The sequence below is a fragment of the Pseudomonas sp. EL_65y_Pfl1_R83 genome (genome assembly GCF_963970695.1).
Lineage (GTDB): Bacteria > Pseudomonadota > Gammaproteobacteria > Pseudomonadales > Pseudomonadaceae > Aquipseudomonas > Aquipseudomonas tritici.
Window position 1 is genome coordinate 76,274 of the sequence record NZ_CAXAQI010000018.1, and the last position, 19,933, is coordinate 96,206.

16 protein-coding genes are annotated in these 19,933 nt (G+C 61.2%); 6 read left to right on the forward strand and 10 right to left on the reverse strand.

Going from position 1 to position 19,933, the window contains the following annotated elements; translation table 11 throughout:
* Positions 1–29: 29 nt before the first annotated feature.
* Positions 30–560: a ferritin-like domain-containing protein gene (locus AACY08_RS22855; RefSeq protein ID WP_065874325.1), complete on the reverse strand. Its 531-nt coding sequence runs from the start codon at positions 558–560 to the stop codon at positions 30–32.
* A 176-nt stretch (positions 561–736) separates the two neighbouring features.
* Here AACY08_RS22855 and AACY08_RS22860 point away from each other — a divergent pair, with 176 nt between their 5' ends.
* The gene (locus tag AACY08_RS22860) at positions 737–1,627 is read left to right on the forward strand and encodes an esterase/lipase family protein (protein ID WP_339471509.1); all 891 of its coding nucleotides are present in this window, start codon (positions 737–739) and stop codon (positions 1,625–1,627) included.
* A gap of 19 nt (positions 1,628–1,646) precedes the next feature.
* Here the strand turns inward: AACY08_RS22860 and AACY08_RS22865 are convergent, their stop codons facing one another.
* Positions 1,647–2,522, reverse strand: coding sequence for a DMT family transporter (locus AACY08_RS22865; RefSeq protein ID WP_339471510.1), 876 nt, complete (start codon positions 2,520–2,522; stop codon positions 1,647–1,649).
* 97 nt (positions 2,523–2,619) lie between these two features.
* Here AACY08_RS22865 and AACY08_RS22870 point away from each other — a divergent pair, with 97 nt between their 5' ends.
* The 3 genes from AACY08_RS22870 (at position 2,620) to AACY08_RS22880 (ending at position 4,988) form a co-directional block, all read left to right on the forward strand.
* The gene (locus AACY08_RS22870; RefSeq protein ID WP_339471511.1) at positions 2,620–3,408 is read left to right on the forward strand and encodes an AraC family transcriptional regulator; all 789 of its coding nucleotides are present in this window, start codon (positions 2,620–2,622) and stop codon (positions 3,406–3,408) included.
* A 69-nt stretch (positions 3,409–3,477) separates the two neighbouring features.
* Positions 3,478–3,780, forward strand: coding sequence for a PsiF family protein (locus tag AACY08_RS22875; protein WP_339415711.1), 303 nt, complete (start codon positions 3,478–3,480; stop codon positions 3,778–3,780).
* Between the two features lie 194 nt (positions 3,781–3,974).
* A complete protein-coding gene (locus AACY08_RS22880; RefSeq protein WP_339415712.1) occupies positions 3,975–4,988 on the forward strand; it encodes an AI-2E family transporter in 1,014 nt (337 codons plus the stop codon).
* Between the two features lie 255 nt (positions 4,989–5,243).
* Here the strand turns inward: AACY08_RS22880 and AACY08_RS22885 are convergent, their stop codons facing one another.
* Positions 5,244–6,512, reverse strand: coding sequence for an Hsp70 family protein (locus AACY08_RS22885; RefSeq protein WP_339471512.1), 1,269 nt, complete (start codon positions 6,510–6,512; stop codon positions 5,244–5,246).
* Between the two features lie 238 nt (positions 6,513–6,750).
* Here AACY08_RS22885 and AACY08_RS22890 point away from each other — a divergent pair, with 238 nt between their 5' ends.
* Both AACY08_RS22890 and AACY08_RS22895 read left to right on the forward strand, forming a co-directional pair.
* Positions 6,751–7,689: a DnaJ C-terminal domain-containing protein gene (locus AACY08_RS22890; protein ID WP_339471513.1), complete on the forward strand. Its 939-nt coding sequence runs from the start codon at positions 6,751–6,753 to the stop codon at positions 7,687–7,689.
* A gap of 81 nt (positions 7,690–7,770) precedes the next feature.
* On the forward strand, positions 7,771–14,757 hold the full coding sequence (locus AACY08_RS22895; RefSeq protein ID WP_339471515.1) for an NEL-type E3 ubiquitin ligase domain-containing protein: 6,987 nt from the start codon (positions 7,771–7,773) through the stop codon (positions 14,755–14,757).
* Positions 14,758–14,760: 3 nt separating this feature from the next.
* On the opposite strand, the gene ureC is transcribed toward AACY08_RS22895, so the two are convergent.
* The 7 genes from ureC to urtE all read right to left on the reverse strand — a co-directional run bounded on the left by ureC (position 14,761) and on the right by urtE (position 19,900).
* Entirely contained in the window at positions 14,761–16,461 is a 1,701-nt protein-coding gene (gene ureC / locus AACY08_RS22900) for an urease subunit alpha (protein ID WP_339471517.1), read from the reverse strand.
* 116 nt (positions 16,462–16,577) lie between these two features.
* Positions 16,578–16,883, reverse strand: a complete 306-nt coding sequence (locus tag AACY08_RS22905) for an urease subunit beta (protein ID WP_339415718.1) — start codon at positions 16,881–16,883, stop codon at positions 16,578–16,580.
* Positions 16,880–17,413, reverse strand: a complete 534-nt coding sequence (locus AACY08_RS22910; protein WP_339471518.1) for a GNAT family N-acetyltransferase — start codon at positions 17,411–17,413, stop codon at positions 16,880–16,882. The genes AACY08_RS22905 and AACY08_RS22910 overlap by 4 nt, the downstream gene beginning before the upstream one ends.
* A 5-nt stretch (positions 17,414–17,418) precedes the next feature.
* Positions 17,419–17,931 carry a GNAT family N-acetyltransferase gene (locus tag AACY08_RS22915; RefSeq protein WP_339471520.1) on the reverse strand — a complete coding sequence of 171 codons (513 nt, stop codon included), beginning with the start codon at positions 17,929–17,931 and terminating at the stop codon, positions 17,419–17,421.
* Positions 17,932–17,941: 10 nt separating this feature from the next.
* The gene (gene ureA, locus AACY08_RS22920; protein ID WP_339415724.1) at positions 17,942–18,244 is read right to left on the reverse strand and encodes an urease subunit gamma; all 303 of its coding nucleotides are present in this window, start codon (positions 18,242–18,244) and stop codon (positions 17,942–17,944) included.
* An 87-nt stretch (positions 18,245–18,331) separates the two neighbouring features.
* Positions 18,332–19,171, reverse strand: coding sequence for an urease accessory protein UreD (locus AACY08_RS22925; protein ID WP_339415726.1), 840 nt, complete (start codon positions 19,169–19,171; stop codon positions 18,332–18,334).
* A 30-nt stretch (positions 19,172–19,201) separates the two neighbouring features.
* Entirely contained in the window at positions 19,202–19,900 is a 699-nt protein-coding gene (urtE, locus tag AACY08_RS22930) for an urea ABC transporter ATP-binding subunit UrtE (RefSeq protein ID WP_339427231.1), read from the reverse strand.
* Between the last annotated feature and the right edge of the window lie 33 nt (positions 19,901–19,933).

Below are 19,933 nucleotides of genomic sequence, written 5' to 3' on the forward strand. Positions count from 1 at the left end.
GCCCTTTTTGGTATTCCGGTTTTTTGGTATTACAGGCTTTCGAGAATATCCGCCATGTCGTCGGCGTGCTCTTCTTCCTGGGCCAGGATTTCCTCGAAGAGACGGCGCGTGGTCGGATCTTTGTCACCGATGTACTGGATGATTTCACGGTAGCTGTCCACCGCGATCCGTTCGGCCACCAGGTCTTCGTAGACCATTTCCTTCAAGCTGTTACCTGCCACGTATTGAGCGTGGGAGTTTTTCGACAGCAGATCCGGGTTGAACTCCGGTTCGCCGCCCAACTGCACGATGCGCTCGGCGAGTTTGTCGGCGTGCTCGGCTTCCTGGGTGGCGTGCTCGAGGAATTCTTCTGCGGCTACATGGGCTTTGACGCCGCTGGCCATGAAGTAATGGCGCTTGTAGCGCAGTACGCAGACCAGTTCAGTGGCGAGCGAGCCGTTGAGCAAGCGGATGATTTCTTCGCGGTCGGCGTCGTAGCCTTCGGTCACGGCACCGTTTTCGACGTTCTGGCGGGCGCGTTGGCGCAGGGTTGCTACGTCAGTCAAGTTTGCTTCAGTCATCTCAATCTCCTGGTGCTAATCCGGTTTTACGCCACGCTCTAACGGCGTGATCGCTCCACATTGTGAGTGTTGGCTGAAGCAAAAAGTTTTATCGAATTTACCCTGGGCTTCATCTACATGACTTGAGGTTGGCCTACGCTGCAGGGCAACTGCTCATTTTCGAGGACGTTCGCACCATGCCGAAGTCGTTAGCCACGTGTTACCCGTTGGTGCTAGTTCCCGGCATGCTCGGTTTTGTGCGCCTGGGACTGTTTCCCTATTGGTACGGCATTGTTCCTGCACTACGCGCGGGGGGCGCCCAAGTGTATCCAGTGCAGGTGGCGCCGCTCGATTCCAGCGAAGTGCGCGGCGAGCAATTGCTGGTGCAGATCGAGCGCATCCGCCGCGACACCGGAGCCGCCAAGGTCAACCTGATCGGCCACAGCCAGGGCTCGCTCACCGCGCGATATGCGGCGGCCAAGCGACCGGAGTGGGTGGCGTCGGTGACGTCGGTGGCTGCGCCTAATCATGGTTCGGAGCTGGCCGACCATATCCACACCCATTATCCCGTCGACGGCGCCAAGGGCCGGATCATGAGCGCGCTGTTTCACCTGGTTGCCTGGGTGATGGGCGTGCTGGAAACCGGCTATCGCGGTCCGCGCTTCAAGGCGGATCTGCAGGCGTCCCATAGGTCCCTGACCAGCGCGGGTGTGGCGCTGTTCAATCAGCAATATCCACAAGGATTGCCCGAGACCTGGGGCGGGCAGGGCGCCGAAGAGGTCAATGGAGTGCGCTATTACTCGTGGTCCGGCACATTGCAGCCAGGCATCACTGACCGTGGTCGTAACCTGTTCGACGGTACGCATCGCAGTTGCCGTTTGTTCGCCCGCAGCTTTGTGCGGGAAAAGGGCCAGTGCGATGGCATGGTCGGGCGCTATAGCTCACACCTGGGGTTGGTGATCGGTGATGACTACCCCTTGGACCATTTCGATATCGTCAACCAATCGCTGGGCCTGGTGGGTAAGGGTGCCGAGCCTATTCGGTTGTTTGTCGAGCATGCACAAAGGCTCAAGGCTGCTGGGGTGTAGCTGTGAGAGCAGGCTGTGTTCAGGCATTACTGACTGGGGTAGTCCATCGCTCCGACAAAATCACCCCGCCCAACGTCAGCAAACCGCCCACCAGGTGGTACAGCGCCAACTTTTCCTTCAACACCACCGCCGCAATCAGCGCGGTGATCAACGGCAGCAAGTTGAAAAACAGCGTGGTGCGGCTCGGGCCCAAGGTCTTCACCGAATGCATCCAGGCCAGCGGCGCCAGCATCGAGGCCAGCAGGCACGCATACAGCACCAGTGGAATATTCGCCCAGCCAAGGCCGGCTTTTGCCGAGAACAGGAACAGCGGAAACAGCACCACCACGGCCACCAGCACCTGCAAATACAGCAACACCAGCGGTGGCAGGCGCAGTTGCCATTTTTTCAGCAGGGTGCTGTAGACCGCGTAGGCCAGGGTGGCGACCAGCATCATGCCGTCACCCAGGTTGACCCCGTGTTGCAGCAGTGCGCCCAGGCTGCCCGCCGACACCACCACGACTACGCCGGCAAACGACAGCACGGCACCGGTCAGTGCGCCGTAGGTCAGGCGCTGGCCAAGGCTGATGATGGCCGCCGTCAGTGCCATCAACGGCATCAGCGACAGGATAATGCCCATGTTGGTGGCGCTGGTCAGCGTAGCGGCGTAATACGCCAGGCTCTGGTACACCGCCATGCCCAGCACGCCGAGGATGAAGATCTTGCCCAGATTCGGGCGGATCAACGGCCAGTTGGCAATCACCGGCTTGAGCATGAACGGCGTAAACAGCAGCGCGGCCAGCAACCAGCGGTAAAAACCGATTTCAGCGGGAAAGATCGAGCCCACCGCCAGTTTGTTGACCACGGTGTTGCCGGCCCAGATAAAAATGGCCAGCAGGGGATAAGCGTATTGCATCGAAAGAAACCAGGCGTGTTGATGAGGCAGGATTATGCCTTGTCTGGATTGAGGCTTATACTTCGATCCAGACAAGTGACCGCTGTATCCAGACAAAATGGCCAAGCACAACGTACGCCTTCAGGATTTCCCCCAACTGCCGAGCCCGGTGTACTTGCGCTATTCGGATTTCGCCCCGGACACCGAATGCACCCCGCACCAGCATTTCTGGGGCTCGCTGGATTACTCCGCCAGCGGCGTGATGCGCATGGAAGTGGCCGGCAGCCGCTTCATGTCACCGCCGCAATACGCGGTGTGGGTGCCACCGCACACCGAACACAGCTCCTACAACGCCGAGGCGATTGTCTACCACTCGGTGGGCCTTGCCCCGGAACTCTGCGAGGCACTGCCGCAACAGCCTTGCACCCTGGCCATCAGCGATATCCTCAAGGCCATCCTTCGCGACTTCGCACAGCGCGACGTGCATATGCCGCAGACCGCATCCGATATCCGCCTGGCCCAAGTGCTGGTGGACCAGCTCAAACAGGCGCCGATCCACGAGTGCTTTCTGCCCTACGCCCGCCACCCCGGGTTGCTCGGAGTATTGGAAGGCATGCAGACCGACCCCGCAGACAACCGCCCCCTGGCGCATTGGGCCGAGCAGGTACACGTGAGCGAACGCACCCTGGCGCGTCAGTTTGTGCGCGAACTCGGCATGAGCTTTGGTGAATGGCGCCAGCGCCTGCGCTACCTGGCGGCCATCGAAGCCCTCGACAGCGAGCGCAGCGTGCAACATGTGGCATTCGACCTGGGCTACAGCACCGCCTCGGCTTTTATCGCCATGTTCCAACGCCAGGCGGGTTGTACCCCGGAGCAGTATCGGCGGACGCACATACGCAGTCGGTGAAGATGTAACAGGTTTTGACTACACTGCTGGAAGGCCGTGCTCTCCGGCACGGTAACAGGGAGAAACTCCATGAAGATGCTGCGAATTCCGCTGTTGATGATGGGCCTGCTGTTGTGTTCCCAGGGCTTTGCCGCCACCGCCCAGCAAAACAAAATGACCACCTGCAACGCTGAAGCCTCCACCAAGACGCTCAAGGGCGACGAGCGCAAGGCCTTCATGAAAACCTGCCTGTCGGCCCCGGCGGCCAACGACGCCAAGACCCTGACCCCGCAGCAGCAGAAGATGAAGGATTGCAATGCATCGGCGAAAACCAAGACGCTGACGGGCGATGCGCGCAAAACCTTTATGAGTACTTGCCTGAAAGGCAGCTGAGTACGCGAATCCCCTGTGGGAGCGGGCTTGGTCTCGAAAGCCGTTTTTCGTTCAACACGTCAGTGACTGAACCACCGCATTCGCGAGCAAGCCCGCTCCCACACTGACCGTGTTCACAACACTAAGACCTCTCGCTTGATTTCCCCAAGGCTGGCAGACTGCCCATCCTTTAACGCCGTTCGTTTTGAGGCTGTATGCCAACGTTTTCTCAGCGTCATGTGTTGTTGCAGGCCAGCTACATCATCATTTTCGGCGGATTGCTGCTGGTACTGCCGCTCAAATTGCTGCCCAGCCTGCTGGCCGGCCTGCTGGTCTATGAGCTGGTCAACATGCTCACCCCCCAACTGCAACGGCTGATCGAAGGCCGGCGCGCGCGTTGGCTGGCGGTGGCTCTGCTTGGCACCCTGATCGTCAGCGTACTGACGCTGATCTTTGCCGGCGCCATCAGCTTCCTGCTCCACGAAGCGGAAAATCCCGGAGCATCCCTCGACAAATTCATGGGCGTGGTCGACCGCGCGCGCGGCCAACTGCCGCCGTTTCTCGATGCTTACCTGCCCGCCAGCGCTGCCGAATTCCGCGTGGCCATCGGCGATTGGCTGAGTAAACACCTGAGCGAACTGCAGCTTGTTGGTAAGGATGCCGCGCATATGTTCGTCACCCTGCTGATCGGCATGGTGCTCGGCGCGATCATCGCCTTGCAGCGCGTGCCCGACCTGACCAAACGCAAGCCCTTGGCCGCCGCCCTGTTTGATCGCCTGCACTTGCTGGTCCAGGCCTTTCGCAACATTGTTTTCGCCCAGATCAAAATCGCCGCACTCAACACCGCATTCACCGCTGTATTCCTAGCCGTGGTGCTGCCGCTGTGCGGGATTCACCTGCCGCTGACCAAAACCCTGATCGTGCTCACCTTCCTGCTCGGCTTGCTGCCGGTGATCGGCAACCTGATGTCCAACACCCTGATCACCATCGTCGCGCTGTCGCTGTCGATCTGGGTGGCGGTGGCGGCGTTGGGGTATCTGATTGTTATCCACAAGGTCGAGTACTTCCTCAACGCGCGGATCGTGGGTGGGCAGATCAGTGCCAAATCGTGGGAATTATTGCTGGCGATGCTGGTGTTTGAAGCCGCGTTTGGTTTGCCGGGGGTGGTGGCGGGGCCGATTTACTATGCGTATCTCAAGAGTGAGTTGAAGTTGGGGGGGATGGTTTAGGGGCAGTTGCGAGTGGCGAGCTGCAAGCTGCAAGTAAAAGCGGGTTTGCGTTTGCTTGGGGCCAATCGCACCCATCCCGCAACAGTTGTGCGAAGTCGTGGAGCGCTACGGCGTCACTACCGAGTAGGGGGGAAGATGTACGCAGGTCAAAATGTGCGGGCTTGCTCGCGAATGCGGTGGATCAGTCAGAGCAGCTTTGACTGACACTTCCCTGTTCGCGAGCAAGCCCGCTTCACACATTTGAACCGCAGTGTTTCAGCAGCCGTATCGCTTGCTCGCCTCAATCGCCAACCCGCTGCCGATGCTGCCAAAGATATTCCCTTCCACATGCCGCGCATTTGGCAGCATGGCCGAGATGCTGTGACGCAGTGCCGGAATCCCGCTGGAACCGCCGGTAAAGAACACCGTGTCTACCTGCGCCACACTGACCGATGCATCGTTGAGCAACTGCGTCACACTGCCGCGCACGCGCTCCAGCAAGCCGTCGATGGCCGACTCGAACAGCGCCCGGCTCAGCTCCACGCTCAGCCCCGGCTCAACCCGGTCCAGCGCCACATGGCGGCTGTTTTCATGGGTCAGCTGGATCTTGGTTTCTTCCACTTCCATCGCCAACCAGTGCCCGGCGCGCTGTTCGATCAGCTTGAACAGGCGATCGATACCGCCGGTGTCCTCGATGTCATAGCGCATGCTGCCCAACGCCAGTTGGGATTTCTGCGAGTACACCGAGTTGATGGTGTGCCAGGTGGCGAGGTTCATGTGATGGCTGGTGGGCATGTAGGCGCCACTTTTCATGCGGCTGCCGTAGCCAAACAACGGCATCATGCCTTGCAGGCTCAGTTGTTTATCGAAGTCGGTACCGCCGATGTGCACGCCGCCGGTGGCGAGGATGTCGTCGTGGCGGTTGTCGTTGTGACGACGGTCCGGCGACAGGCGCACCAGCGAGAAGTCTGACGTACCCCCGCCGATGTCGACGATCAGTACCAGCTCTTCCTTCTCGATGGTGGACTCGTAGTCGAAGGCGGCGGCAATCGGTTCGTACTGGAACGAGATGTCCTTGAAGCCGATCTTGCGCGCAACGTCGACCAGGGTGTTTTCCGCTTCCTGGTCGGCCATCGGGTCGTCATCGACGAAAAACACCGGGCGGCCCAGCACCACTTCTTCGAACTCACGGCCGGCGTTTGCTTCGGCGCGGCTCTTGAGTTGGCCGATAAACAGCGCCAGCAAGTCGGTGAAGGGCATTGCGGTGCCGAGCACGCTGGTGTCGTGCTTGATCAACTTGGAACCCAGCAGGCTCTTGAGCGAGCGCATCAGCCGGCCTTCGTAGTTTTCCAGGTATTCGTGCAGCGCCAGGCGGCCGTAGACCGGACGACGCTCCTCGAAGTTGAAGAACACCACCGACGGCAGGGTGATTTTGTCGTCCTCCAGCGCGATAAGCGTTTCCATGCCGGGACGGATCCAGCCGACGGTGGAGTTGGACGTGCCAAAGTCGATACCGCAGGCACGGGCTGGGGATGGGTTTTTCATGTCTATCAGGTTCCGGTCGAAAAACGGCCGCGCAGTGTATGCGAGTCGAAGGCGGATGCGTAGGCCGACCATCCGTTTAATCAAGCTTGAATCCTGGGGATTTGCCCCAATATCTGCTGCATACGGCAAGTGCCGAAAACATTTTGACGTACCCCCAGGCCACAAGACTCTACAGGTGCAAGACAGCGCACGTTGTGCCCCGGGCTGTGCGATCTCGATTTAGGAGGGTGAACCGCCGATGGATTTCAAAGACTACTACAAGATTCTGGGTGTCGAGCCGACGGCCGATGACAAAGAGATCAAGGCCGCGTATCGCAAACTCGCGCGCAAATATCACCCGGATGTGAGCAAGGAGAAAGACGCCGAAGCCAAGTTCAAGGACGCGTCCGAAGCCTATGAAGCGCTTAAAAGCGCCGACAAGCGCGCCGAGTACGACGAGCTGCGCAAATACGGCCAGCATGGCCAGCCATTCCAGGGCCCGCCAGGCTGGCAGAGCCGTGGTGGCTATGGCGGTGGTGGCGGCGGTGAGGATTTTTCGGACTTCTTCAGCTCCATCTTCGGCTCCCGCGGCGATGCCTTTGGTGGCGGCCAGCGTCGCCCTGCGGGGCGCAAGGGCCAGGATGTGGAGATGCAGCTCACGGTGTCGCTTGAAGAGACGCTGTCGACCGAGTCCAAGCCGATCAGCTTCCAGGTGCCGCAATACGACGCCTCGGGCCGGCATGTGAGCAATACCACCAAGAGCCTGAACGTGAAGATCCCCGCCGGCGTGGCCGACGGTGAGCGCATCCGCCTTAAGGCGCAAGGCGCGCCGGGTATTGGCGGTGGGGCCAATGGCGACCTGTACCTGATCATCAAGTTTGCGCCGCACTCGAAGTTTGAAGTGGAAGGTGAAAACCTGATCATCAACTTGCCGCTGGCACCTTGGGAGCTGGCGCTGGGCACGGAAGTGGCAGTCCCGACCCTCACCGGCAAGATCAACCTCAAGGTTCCGGCCGGCAGCCAAAATGGTCAGCGCGTGCGCGCCAAGGGGCATGGCTTGTTGAACAAGGCCGGGGAGCGCGGCTTCCTGTACATACAGCTCAAGGCCGTGATGCCCAAGCAGGCGGATGACGAGACCATCGCCCTGTGGCAGGAATTGGCGAAAAAAGCTGCGTTCAATCCACGAGAACACTTCTAAACCTTCATCGCTACATTTATCTACCGTCGAACGCCCGAGTGGGCATGATGTGCTGACGCTCCATTTCACAGGAGCGACATCATGCCCGACCTCTCGGCGACGCAGCCGGCTACTACTCAGAGCCTGCACCGCACCTTTCTTGAGCAATCAAGCCCCGCCTGGTTGATCAACGCCACCCCCGAACGTCGCACTGCCCTAAAAGCAGCCCCGGCCGCACTGCCCGACTTCTATCGCCAGGCATCGGCGTCCCAGCGCAAGACCGTGCGCGCGTGTTTCACTCAGCGTTTTACTGCACAGACCGCGCTCGACAAAGCCATGTCGACCCTGCAAGACATCGACACCTTTGCCGCCCCCTTATTGGCCAAGGCCTTGAAAGACACCTACAAGGTCGAACTGGACCTCAACACCACCTTGTTGTGCCTCAATAAACCGATCGAGGTCGGCATACTCGCCATCGAGATCAGCCGTTTCGAGGTGTCGCGCCTGCCCTTGTTGCAGGCGGCACTGCACAGTTTCGAAGCCCGTGAATGCGAAGCGGGCGCCTTTCATCATTCGTCGGGGTTTCTGGTGCCGGGGGCGAAGCCGGGCCACTTCGAAACACTTGCCACCCCGCTGACGGTGACGCAGTTCATCTGTCTGTGCCGCACGTTGGACGTGGGTGCGAAATATCAGCGCTACCTGAAAAACTGCCTGCAACCTGCCGAACCGGGGGCGGAGCAAGCGTTGCGCGACACATTCATCAGCGCCCAAAAAGCGGCCCTGGCTGCCGCAGCCGAGCAGGCACTGCTGAACAACGATATCGAGCCTGCCGATTACCGCTTGATGCAGAGCGTGATCGAAGGCTCGCTCAACCCCAAGGTCAACGGCAAGCCCGTGTGGTTTCGCGACCTTGGTTTGATGAATAAGCGCATGACCGGCTGCCTCGCCTTTGTCATCTGCGAAAAATATCGCTACAGCGACGACGTCATTCTCTACATCCCCAACGACCCGCAGCACTCGCTCAAGCGCTTTACCTGGGCGCAACTGAGGGCCACCTTCAAGCAGCGCTTTACCGCGCGCGACGCCACAGCCCCAGATGACGGTAGCCCGACGGCCTACCAGCGGTTTTTCAGCCAGTTCGTGGCTTACGGCGACCGACCTGCGTATTTCAGCCAATTCACGGAAGACGCACCGGCCCGCTCTTTTGGCGAGGCCCTGTTACCTCATGTATCGTTGTTGAAGGAGTTGGCCCAGGGCTTCAACCCCTTTCGCGTATTCACCGATATCAAGGAACTGCCACCCGGCCCACAGCCTGTCAGGGAAGCCAACCCTGACCCCTTTCTCGCGCCCACCGCGTTGACGCGCGCGGGCCACGGCATTTGGGCGGCTAACGTCGACCTGTGGCAATACCTCTTCGAGCAACACCGCGACAAAATGATCGGCGACGCGCGCTGCCATGCCGTCCCCACGGCAGACGTGGACGCGCGGGTGCGCTCGGAGAAGCTGGCGCGCTTGCTCAACATCGGCATGCTGGTGTTGAACACGGTCTCGATGTTCGTCCCGGTGCTGGGTGAAGTGATGATGGGGGTGATGGCGGGCCAGTTGTTGTACGAAACGCTTGAAGGTTCGTTGGAATGGAGTGAGGGGGACCGCCAGGCTGCCAAGGTCCACCTGGTGGACGTGGCCGAAAACCTGGCACTGCTCGGGGCGATGGCGGCAGGCGGTAAAGTCGCGGGCAAACTGCTTGCGGCCAAACCCGAACCGGTGATCGAAGCGCTGGCACCGGTGACCTTGCCTGGGGGGCAGGGGCGGCTGTGGAAACCTGCATTCGACGGCTACGAAAGCCCTGACGTATTGCTCGCGGATGCCACGCCCAACGCGGCGGGCCAGTACCATCAGGCGGGCAAGACCTACATCCGTCAGTCGGGTAAGGTCTACGAAAAAACCTACGACGAAAGCCTGCAACGCTGGCGGATCAAGCACCCTGCCGACCCCGATGCCTATCAACCGCCACTCACGCACAATGGCGCCGGGGCTTGGCGCCTGACCCATGAACAGCCGTCGAGCTGGGACCGGGTCACGCTGTTGCGCCGCATGGGGCCGGTGACGGACGGTTTCACCGATGACCAATTGTTGACCATCGCCGACATCGCTGGGGCCGGCGATCACACGTTGCGCAAAATGCACTTGGACAACCAACCGCCGCCGCCTGAAGTGGCAGACGCCTTGCGCTTGTTCAGCGTGGAGCGGGATGTGGCACAAGTGATCGAGCAAGTGAGCAGCGGCCGGGCGGTCGATGGCCGTTATCTGTATGTATTGCCACTGGTCACCGAGTTGCCGCGCTGGCCTGCGGGCAGGACGCTGCGCGTGTTTGACGGGCCGGGCCTGAGCGGACGCTCGCAGACCTATGGCGTAGAGCGCATTGACAATGCCTTGAAGCAGCGACCGACGATTCGCATCAGCCGTGCCGATGTACTGAACGGTCAATTGCCGTCGCATATCCTGGCGGCGCTGGATGAGTCGGAAGTGGTCGGCCTGCTTGGCAGCGAGCCGGCCCGGGTGCGCGATAACCGCGCATTGGAGTTCAGCAAACAACTGGCTGACTACGCCCGCACCCGCCAACCGGCAATATTCGACAGCCTGTACAGCGGCACCCGGCGCACGCCGCCAATGGTGGCCAAACTGCAACGGCTTTACCCTGGCCTGAGCGAATCCGCCGCGCATACCCTGCTCGACGACACCGACACCGAACAATTGATCCGCCTGCACGACACCGGGCGCGTGCCATTGGAGATGCAGGAGCGCGCGCGCTGGTATGTGCGCCAGGGCCGGGTCGGTCACGCGTTTGCTGGCCTGCACATGGACAACCTGACCTCGGCCGACAGCAAGCGCTTGGCCTTGCACACCCTGGGACATTTGCCGGGTTGGTCGGGCCAACTGCGACTTGAGGTGCGCGAAGGCCGCATCGACGGCGCTTTGCTTGACAGCATCGGCAGCGAGACCGCCGCGCAACGCAAATACCTGGTCAAGAAGGGGCCGCGCTACCAAGCATTCAACGAGCGCGGCGAGGCCCTTAACAGCCTCACGCAGCACGGTGATAGTTTTTACGATTCGATCATGCACGCCTTGCCGGACGATGCGCGTCAGGCGCTGGGTATGCCGCAGGTCAGCCAAAGCCTGGCGTTACGTCGGGCAATCATCGACTACGCGGTGGAGCATCGCCAGGCGTCGGCGCAGATCGTCGAAGGCCATGTGCGGGGTCAACCCTGGTTCAAACCGCCGCAGCGAATTTCGCCGAGGCTGATCGGCTACCCCGCCAGCGGTCGCGGCGAGGGCATGATGGCGTCGCTGGCCAGCCGGGTGCGGGCGGTTTATCCACAACTCACGGAGGACGAAGCCAATGGATTCATCCTCAGGCGCATGACCACAGGAGACGACGAATCGCAAATCTACAACCTGCTCAACAATCGTATGCGCGAATGGCAAACGCTGGAGAGTACCCTCGACCAATGGGCCAGCGCGCCTTCGGCCGAATTGATGCAGGGATTTTTCGCGGCAGTGGGCGGCAAGCAACAGGTGGCTCAGGCGATCAAAGCCTGCTGGCGGCGTTCGCCCCTGGCCGAGCGAGCGCATTTTGCCGAACTGGATATATTTACCGACGAGCCCTTACCGGCGTTGACCGCAGACTTTTCCCATGTACGCACCTTGACCCTTAACGGTCGCGGGATCACCAACGCCACGGTTGAGCAGGTGCTCGGCTATTTTCCGCAGGTTGAAACCCTCAGGCTGGTGGTCAACACTCCCGATCTGAGTGCGGTTCCCGCGACGCTGGAGCACATGCCGCACCTGACGAGTTTGAGCATCGCCTCGAACTTTCCGTTGGAACAGATGCAGATAATGCGCCTGGGCAATCTCACCGGTTTGCGGGAACTCAGCCTGGAGTGTGCGTTGACGTCCGGGCAGGTGCTGGATGTCAGCCGTCTGAGCCAACTGCGCAGGTTAAAACTCGGCAGGGGCTTCCAGTGGAGGTTCCCGACCGGCGTATTTCAATTGCCCCTGCTGGAACGTCTGGACTTTTCCAGCTCATCGATCAGTACGCTGCCGCCCGAGATGTTCCAGCCTGGGCGTGAGCGGCTGTGGTCGGGGCTGACCACGAATTGGTCGCACATCAGCCGAGAGCAGTTCCTACCGGCGTTCGCCTACGTGACCCGTCACGCCGAACACCTGTTGGACCTGGAGCAAATGGTCGGCAGTTACTGCGAGGGCGAGCTGAGCCGGCTGCAATGGCAGGGCCACAACGAGCTGAGCTTTACGGGTCTGATGGAGCAGCGTCAGGCATTGTTCGAAGCGTTCAAGGCACAGGTGAGCGGCTTTCAGGCGCGGTTTAATGCCATGGAAGCCTTGAGCAGCGAATACGCCGAATTGAACCGCACACTGGATGACTGGAGCCACACCCTCGACACTTCGGGCGAAGGCATGCGGCGCTCCAATTTGCGCTTCACCTTGCGGGCGTGCTGGTACAACGGCCTGCTCAAGCGCTTCGGTACCGCGCAACGGTCATCAAGATTGGTCGTGCGTGCGTTGGCCGTGAGCGAACTGCCCGAGTTGGCGACGGAGGGCTTTGCCCATGTCGAGACGTTGCAACTGATCGGTGCACGCGTGCCGCCTGCACAGTTGGCCCGGTTCATCCAGAATTTTGCCAACGTGCGCACACTGGACCTCAGCGATTGCGCCCTCGTCGAGTCGCCGCTGGCGCCCGGTGCGCTGCCGTCGCTTGTGCACCTCAACCTGGCAGATAACCCGATCATCGCGCTGGATGTGAGCGCCATGCCGGGTTTACAAGCGCTTAATCTTAGCCGCACAAAACTGCAGAGTTGGCCGATCGGGGCGCAAAACCTGACGCAACTGTCTTGGCTGGATTTGCGTGATAGCCAGCTCACCCACGTGCCGCAGCTCGCTCTGGACCGCGATGGATTGGTCATTGCCAGCAACCTGACCGGGGCGCCGCTGGACCCCGCCACCCAGTCGGCATTCGCAGCGGCGCAGCAGCGGGTTGAGGACGCTTACGGTCTGGCGCATGGCGCCCTGGGCCGGTTTGCCTTGGAGGACGTTCCGGACGCGTTTCCACCGATCGAGACCGGTATGACGGTTATCCAGCGGTTACTGCCTCTGACATCGGACGCCGCAGGCCGCGCGCTATCGGTTGAGCAGCGCCTGCAACGCCTTAACCCTGCGCTGCAACCTGACGCCTTGCACGCCTGGGCACAGCATCTGCAGGCCGATGGCGCCACCGAGCTGAGCATTCACCTGCGTGTTCTGGAGTGGGAGCGCGCGTCGCAGACGTTGACCCGTGAACTGAATGATTGGATGTTTATCCGCGAAGCCCACGGTCACGGCTGGCGGGTTTCGTCCCAGACACGCCGATGGGCGGCGCAACGCATTCTTGAGTCCTGGCGCAGCAGCCTGTTGCCGGGCGAGGCCGTTGAGCGCGCGCTGGTACTGGAGGGCGTCCAGGTCGGCGATTTGCCTGGATTGCCCACCGGCTTCACCCACGTTGAAAGCTTGAACCTGACGGGCGTCAGGCTGACCGAGGACGGCTCCAACGGTTTTCTGCACGCATTTCCTCAGCTGCGTACGTTGATGCTCAACGGCAACCTGCTGGTGGAGGTGCCCGAGGCTGTCAGCCGCATGGAACATCTGCAGCGCCTGGAACTGTCGAGCAACCCACTGATAGACCCCGCGCTCCTGTACCGCGCATTGGCCACGATGCAACAACTACGATGGCTGGATCTCAGCCAGTGCAACCTGGAAACGTTCGATATGCAGGCGTTCCCGCATCTGCAAACACTCGATATTGCCAGTAACCGACTGACAGAGTGGCCCGCAGGCGTCTTGCAGCATGCGGCTTTGAACCGACTGAATCTGAGCCTCAATGAAATCGATGTAATTCCGCCCCTTGCGCTTGAGGGTGGCCATGACGCATTGATGTTCGGTACCGATCTTTCCGGCAACATGCAATTGCCGCGCGAGGCGCTGGAGCGGCTGCAAGACTATGCCGAGCGCACCGAGCGCACTCATGCGCTGGGCTTTTCCAGGCGCGAGTTGCGGCAAATGCTTGAGGAACTCGACAGCCCGACGGGCAGCGAAGACGAGGACGCGCAGGCCGAACCCGACGAAGTGCTTGAACCCGTGCAAACCACGCCAGCAGAGCGCGATCCGTGGTTTGAAACACTGGAACCTGAAACGCTGCAAGAACATCGCGGGCTTTGGGATCAGTTAGAGGCGGAGCCGGACAGCGCGGCGTTTTTTAATCTGCTGAAGATGTTGCAGCACACCAAGGAGTTCAGTGTGGCTCGCGCCGACCTGACACGACGCGTATGGCGGGTACTCAAGGCCGCGGGCGCTGACACTGAGCTGCGGCAAACCCTGTTCGGCATCTCTAATACTCATGGCACCTGCGTCGACGGACGTATTCTTACCTTCAGCGGCCTGGAGGTGAAGGTTTACGAGCACGACACTCTGCTTGGGATCGACCCGTCGCGGCTGGATCTCAAGGGGCCGGCACTGTTGAAACTGTCCCGGCAATTGTTTCGGCTAGGGCAGGTTGAAGCGTTGGCGTCCGCAGAAATTGCACGGCGTGCCCACCCGGACGAGGCCGAGATTCGCCTGGAATACCGTGTGGGATTGCAGTCCAGACTGGACCTGCCGGGCCAGCCCGCGCATATGAACTATGGCATGCCGCTCCCGAGGCAGCGGCTGGATGCTGCGGTCCAGAGCGTATTGGCCGCGGAGAGCACCCAGGCGTTTTTCCACGAACTGGTCGCGCGCGGCTACTGGGTTGATTACTTACAGCAGAAATACCCCGAGACGTTCGCGCAGTGGCAGCGCAGCCGTGACTCGAGGCTGGATGCACTGGAAAGCGCCCATCCACAGTTCGATCAGGATTACACGAATGCCTTGAACGCGCTCTACAGGCAGGTGGAGCAGGAGCGTTATCAAACCCTGCTCGACTTGTCGCAACGTGAGGTGGTGGCCCAGGCCGGGGACCAGCCTGGGCCATCGCGGGCTGAAGTGCAGCCGCTGGGCTGACATTCAAAACAGGAAATACCGCTGGGCCATCGGCAGCACATCTGCTGGCTCACACCACAGCAACACACCGTCGGCCTTGACCTGATAAGTTTGCGGGTCGACTTCAATATCCGGTAGGTAATCGTTGTGGATCAAGTCGGTTTTCTGCACGTCGCGGCAGCCCTTGACCACGGCGATCTGCTTTTTCAAACCCAGGGCTTCGGGCAAGCCTGCGTCCTGTGCGGCCTGGCTGATAAAGGTCAGGCTAGTGGCGTGCAGCGAGCTGCCAAAGCTGGCGAACATCGGGCGGTAGTGCACCGGCTGCGGCGTGGGGATCGAGGCGTTGGCGTCGCCCATCAGGCTTGAGGCAATCGCGCCGCCCTTGAGGATCAGGGTCGGCTTGATGCCAAAGAATGCCGGGCGCCACAGCACCAGATCGGCCCATTTGCCGACTTCGATGGAACCGACGATATGGCTGACGCCGTGGGTGATCGCCGGGTTGATGGTGTACTTGGCGATGTAGCGCTTGGCGCGGAAGTTGTCGTTGCCGGGGCCGTCACCGGGCAGGGCGCCGCGCTGTTTTTTCATTTTGTCGGCGGTCTGCCAGGTGCGCGTGATCACCTCGCCCACGCGGCCCATGGCCTGGCTGTCGGAGCTGATCATCGAGAATGCGCCGAGGTCGTGCAGGATGTCTTCGGCGGCGATGGTCTCGCGGCGGATGCGGCTTTCGGCGAAGGCCACGTCTTCGGCAATGCTCGGGTCGAGGTGATGGCAGACCATCAGCATGTCCAGATGTTCGTCGATGGTATTGCGTGTGAACGGCCGCGTCGGGTTGGTGGAACTGGGGAGCACGTTGGGGAAGCCGCAGGCCTTGATGATATCCGGCGCGTGCCCCCCACCGGCACCCTCGGTGTGGTAGGTGTGGATGGTGCGGCCCTTGAGCGCGGCCAATGTGGTTTCGACAAAGCCGGACTCGTTGAGGGTGTCGCTGTGGATCGCCACCTGCACATCGTATTGGTCGGCGACGCTCAGGCAGTTGTCGATGCTCGCGGGCGTGGTGCCCCAGTCTTCGTGCAGCTTCAAACCGATAGCGCCGGCCTTGACCTGTTCGATCAACGGCTCCGGCAGGCTGGCGTTGCCCTTGCCGGTAAAGCCGATGTTCATCGCAAACGAATCGCTGGCCTGGAGCATGCGCGCCAGGTGCCAGGGCCCGGATGTGCAGGTGGTCGCGTTGGTGCCGGTGGCCGGGCCGGTGCCGCCGCCGATCATGGTGGTGACGCCGCTGGTCAGTGCTTCTTCGATCTGCTGCGGGCAGATGAAATGCACATGGCTGTCGATGCCGCCGGCGGTGAGGATCATGCCCTCACCGGCGATCACTTCGGTACTGGCGCCGATGGCCATGGTCACGCCGGGCTGGATGTCCGGGTTGCCTGCCTTGCCGATGGCGTGGATGCGCCCGTTCTTCAGGCCGACATCGGCCTTGACGATGCCCCAGTGGTCGATGATCAACGCGTTGGTGATCAGTGTGTCGACGACTTCATGGGCGAGTAATTGGCTTTGACCCTGACCGTCGCGGATGACCTTGCCGCCGCCGAATTTGACTTCTTCGCCGTAGACGGTGAAGTCCTGTTCGACTTCCACGAACAGGTCAGTGTCGGCCAGGCGGACCTTGTCACCGACGGTGGGGCCGTACATGTCGGCATATGCCTGACGGGTGATTTTCATAGCCTCGGTCCTCGGATATGAGCTGCGAGCTTTAAGCTGCGAGCTTCAAGAAAAAGCAGGTGTGGCGCCACAAGCTGCTCTTTCTTGCAGCTTGCAGCTTGATGCTTGCAGTCGACCTAAAGCTCGCCCATGACTCTTCCCGCAAACCCATAAACTCGCCGCATTCCGCTCAGGTCGACGAGCTCGACAGTCCTCGCCTGCCCCGGCTCAAACCGCACCGCCGTTCCCGCCGGAATATTCAAGCGCATGCCACGGCTTGCCGCGCGGTCAAACGTCAGCGCGTCATTGGTCTCGAAAAAATGGTAGTGCGAACCCACCTGGATAGGCCGGTCGCCGCTGTTGGCCACACTGAGGGTGACGGTGCGCCGGCCCACGTTGAGTTCGATGTCGCCAGGCTGGATCTGATATTCGCCAGGAATCATGCAGGTTGCCCCAGGGTCTTGAAGTAGATAGCGGTCGGGCTGTAGCGCCCGTCCGGGCTTTGGCAGTAGTCGGGCAGTTCGCCGATCTTGGTGTAGCGCAGCGACTGGTAGAAGGCTTCGGCGCCGGAGCCAGCCTCGGTGTCCAGGTACAGCAGGCCACGTTTGTGCTGGCGGGCAGCGAGTTCCAGGGTGTTCATCAGTTGCTGGCCCAGGCCATGGCGCCGTGCGCGGCTGTGCACCAGCAGTTTTTGTACTTCGGCGCGGTTCAGGCCGTTGGCTTTCTGGCACAGCGCCAACTGCACGCTGGCGATGACCTGCTCGTCGCGCACCACCACCCACAGCAGCAGGCTGGCGTCTTCAATACTCGCCTGCACGCCGTTCAGATAAGCACGCGCTTGAGCCTCATCGAAATCGGCCATGAAACCCACTGAAGCACCATGCTTGACCGCGTCCAGCAACAGCTCGATCAAGCCCTGGCGGTAGTGGGCAAAACTTTCAGCATGGACTCGACGCAGTTGAGCCGCGTTCATCGATGTCACTCCTGGGGCGGTTCTGCGCCCGGATTCAAGGCAAGCTGCATAAAGGTGAGGTCGAGCCAGCGGCCAAACTTGATACCCACTTGCGGCATCTGCCCGGAGGTGATGAACCCCAGGCGTTCATGCAGGCGGATCGAGGCCTGGTTGCTGCTTTCGATGGCGGCGACCATCACGTGTTTGCCGCAGGTGCGCGCGCGTTCGATCAAGCCTTCCATCAGGCGCGGGCCCAGGCCCTTGCCGCGTTGGTCGCTGCGCACATACACCGAGTGTTCGACGCTGTAGCGGAAGCCCTCGAACGGGCGCCAGTCGCCAAACGCGGCGTAGCCCGTGACTTCGCCGTTTTCCACCGCCACCAGGACCGGATATCCCAGAGCCTGGCGCGCGCTGAACCAGGCTTTACGGTTGGCCAGGTCCACCGGTTGTTCGTTCCAGATCGCCGTCGTATTCAGCACCGCATCGTTGTAGATGTCGCGAATCGCAGGCAGGTCCTGCTCGGTTGCATCACGAATCATGGCCGGCCTCTTACGCAATGGGTTGGTGGACGGTGACCAGCTTGGTGCCGTCGGGGAAGGTGGCTTCGACCTGGACATCCGGGATCATTTCCGGGATGCCTTCCATCACCTGCTCGCGGCTGAGCAGGGTGGTACCGTAGTGCATCAGCTCGGCCACGGTGCGGCCGTCGCGGGCGCCTTCCATCAAGGCGGCGCAGATGTAGGCGATGGTTTCCGGGTAGTTGAGCTTCACCCCGCGCGCCAGGCGGCGCTCGGCTACCAGGCCGGCGGTGAAAATCAGCAGTTTGTCTTTTTCCCGTGGGGTCAGGTCCATGGTTCAAGGTCTCTCTTAGGCAGCATTCTTATCAACAATGGAGATCCCGTGTGGGGGCGAGCAAGCCCGCTCCCACATGTTTGATCTTCATGTGCTCCAGATTCTCGGTGATACCGCTTCCCTGCCTAATACGGCCGGGCGCAACACGCGCCATAAATCGATCAGCCACCCCCGTGCCAGCAGCGCTTCGCTGGCCAAACAACGGGCCACCAGCAAGCCGGGCAATTGGGTGAGGTCGCCGCGTACCGCGTTGGGCAGGGCGCGGCAGGTTTCCAGTAATTGAGGGTCAATATCGGCGGTCAGCAACAGCGTGGCAAACACCGGTTGCCCGTCCAGGCCGATAGGTGAATCGAGCAAACCGTCGGCGCCCACAATGCGCTGGCGCTCATGCCAGAGCAACTGGCCGTCGCGGCGTATATCCAGGTGCGACTGGAAGTGGCCCAGGTCAAAACGCTCGCCACTGGCCGGGCGACCGAGGGCGACCACGTCCCAGTAGAACAGCCGCGCATCGCCTTGCAGCTCAATGCGCGTGGTGAGTTCGGCCTGGGCGGCGCTGAATACAATGGTTTCCTGGGGCAGCCACTCCAGCGTCGCGCCGGCTTCGACCCTGAGGTCGAGCTGCTGAAACGCCGGCCCGTTGGCGCGGTACCACTTGGCCGCGCCGGGGCTGGTCAGCTGCGCCCAGGCACCGGCACCGACGTGGGCGCTGATGTCCAGGCGATCGCCACCGGCAATCCCGCCCGGCGGGTGCACGATGATGTGCTGGCACACCTCGGGGCCTTCGGCGTACAGGTGTTTTTGCACGCGCAGCGGGCCGAGGTGGCGACGCATCACCGGGCGCGTGGTGTCGCCGAAACGCGCGTAGCCGAGTTCCAGCTCGGCGTGCCAGCTGGGGGTGAACAGGGCGCAAGTAAGGGGCAGGTTCATGTTGTGTGCTTATCGTCAGGACGCTACAGGTTAGATCGTAACCAGGCCGCGTACACCCTCGTTTTCCATATTTTCACCACGGCCCTGCTGCACGATTTCACCCCGGGACATCACCAGATACTGGTCGGCCAGTTCCGCGGCAAAGTCGTAGAACTGCTCGACCAGCAGGATTGCCATATCGCCACGCTCAGCGAGTTTCTTGATCACCGCGCCGATCTCCTTGATCACCGACGGCTGGATGCCTTCGGTGGGCTCATCGAGGATCAACAGGCGCGGACGGCTGGCCAGCGCCCGGCCGATGGCCAGCTGTTGTTGCTGGCCGCCGGACAGGTCACCGCCACGGCGATGCTTCATTTGCAGCAACACCGGGAACAATTCGTAGATGAAGGCGGGCACTTCCTTGGCTTCTGAGCCCGGAAAACGCGAGAGCCCCATCAGCAGGTTTTCTTCCACTGTCAGCCGGCCAAAAATCTCCCGGCCCTGGGGCACGTAGGCAATCCCGGCATGCACACGCTGATGCGGCTTGACCCCGGTGATGACCTTGCCTTCCCAATTCACCACGCCTTCCTTGGAGGGCAGCAGACCCATCAGGCATTTGAGCAGAGTGGTCTTGCCTACGCCGTTACGGCCCAGCAGGCAGGTGACTTCGCCGATCTTCACGTCAAAAGACAGCCCGCGCAGGATGTGGCTACCGCCGTAGTATTGGTGCAGGTGTTGTACTTGTAGCATTGGAACTCCGTTAGTTAGGCTTCAAGCGGCTTG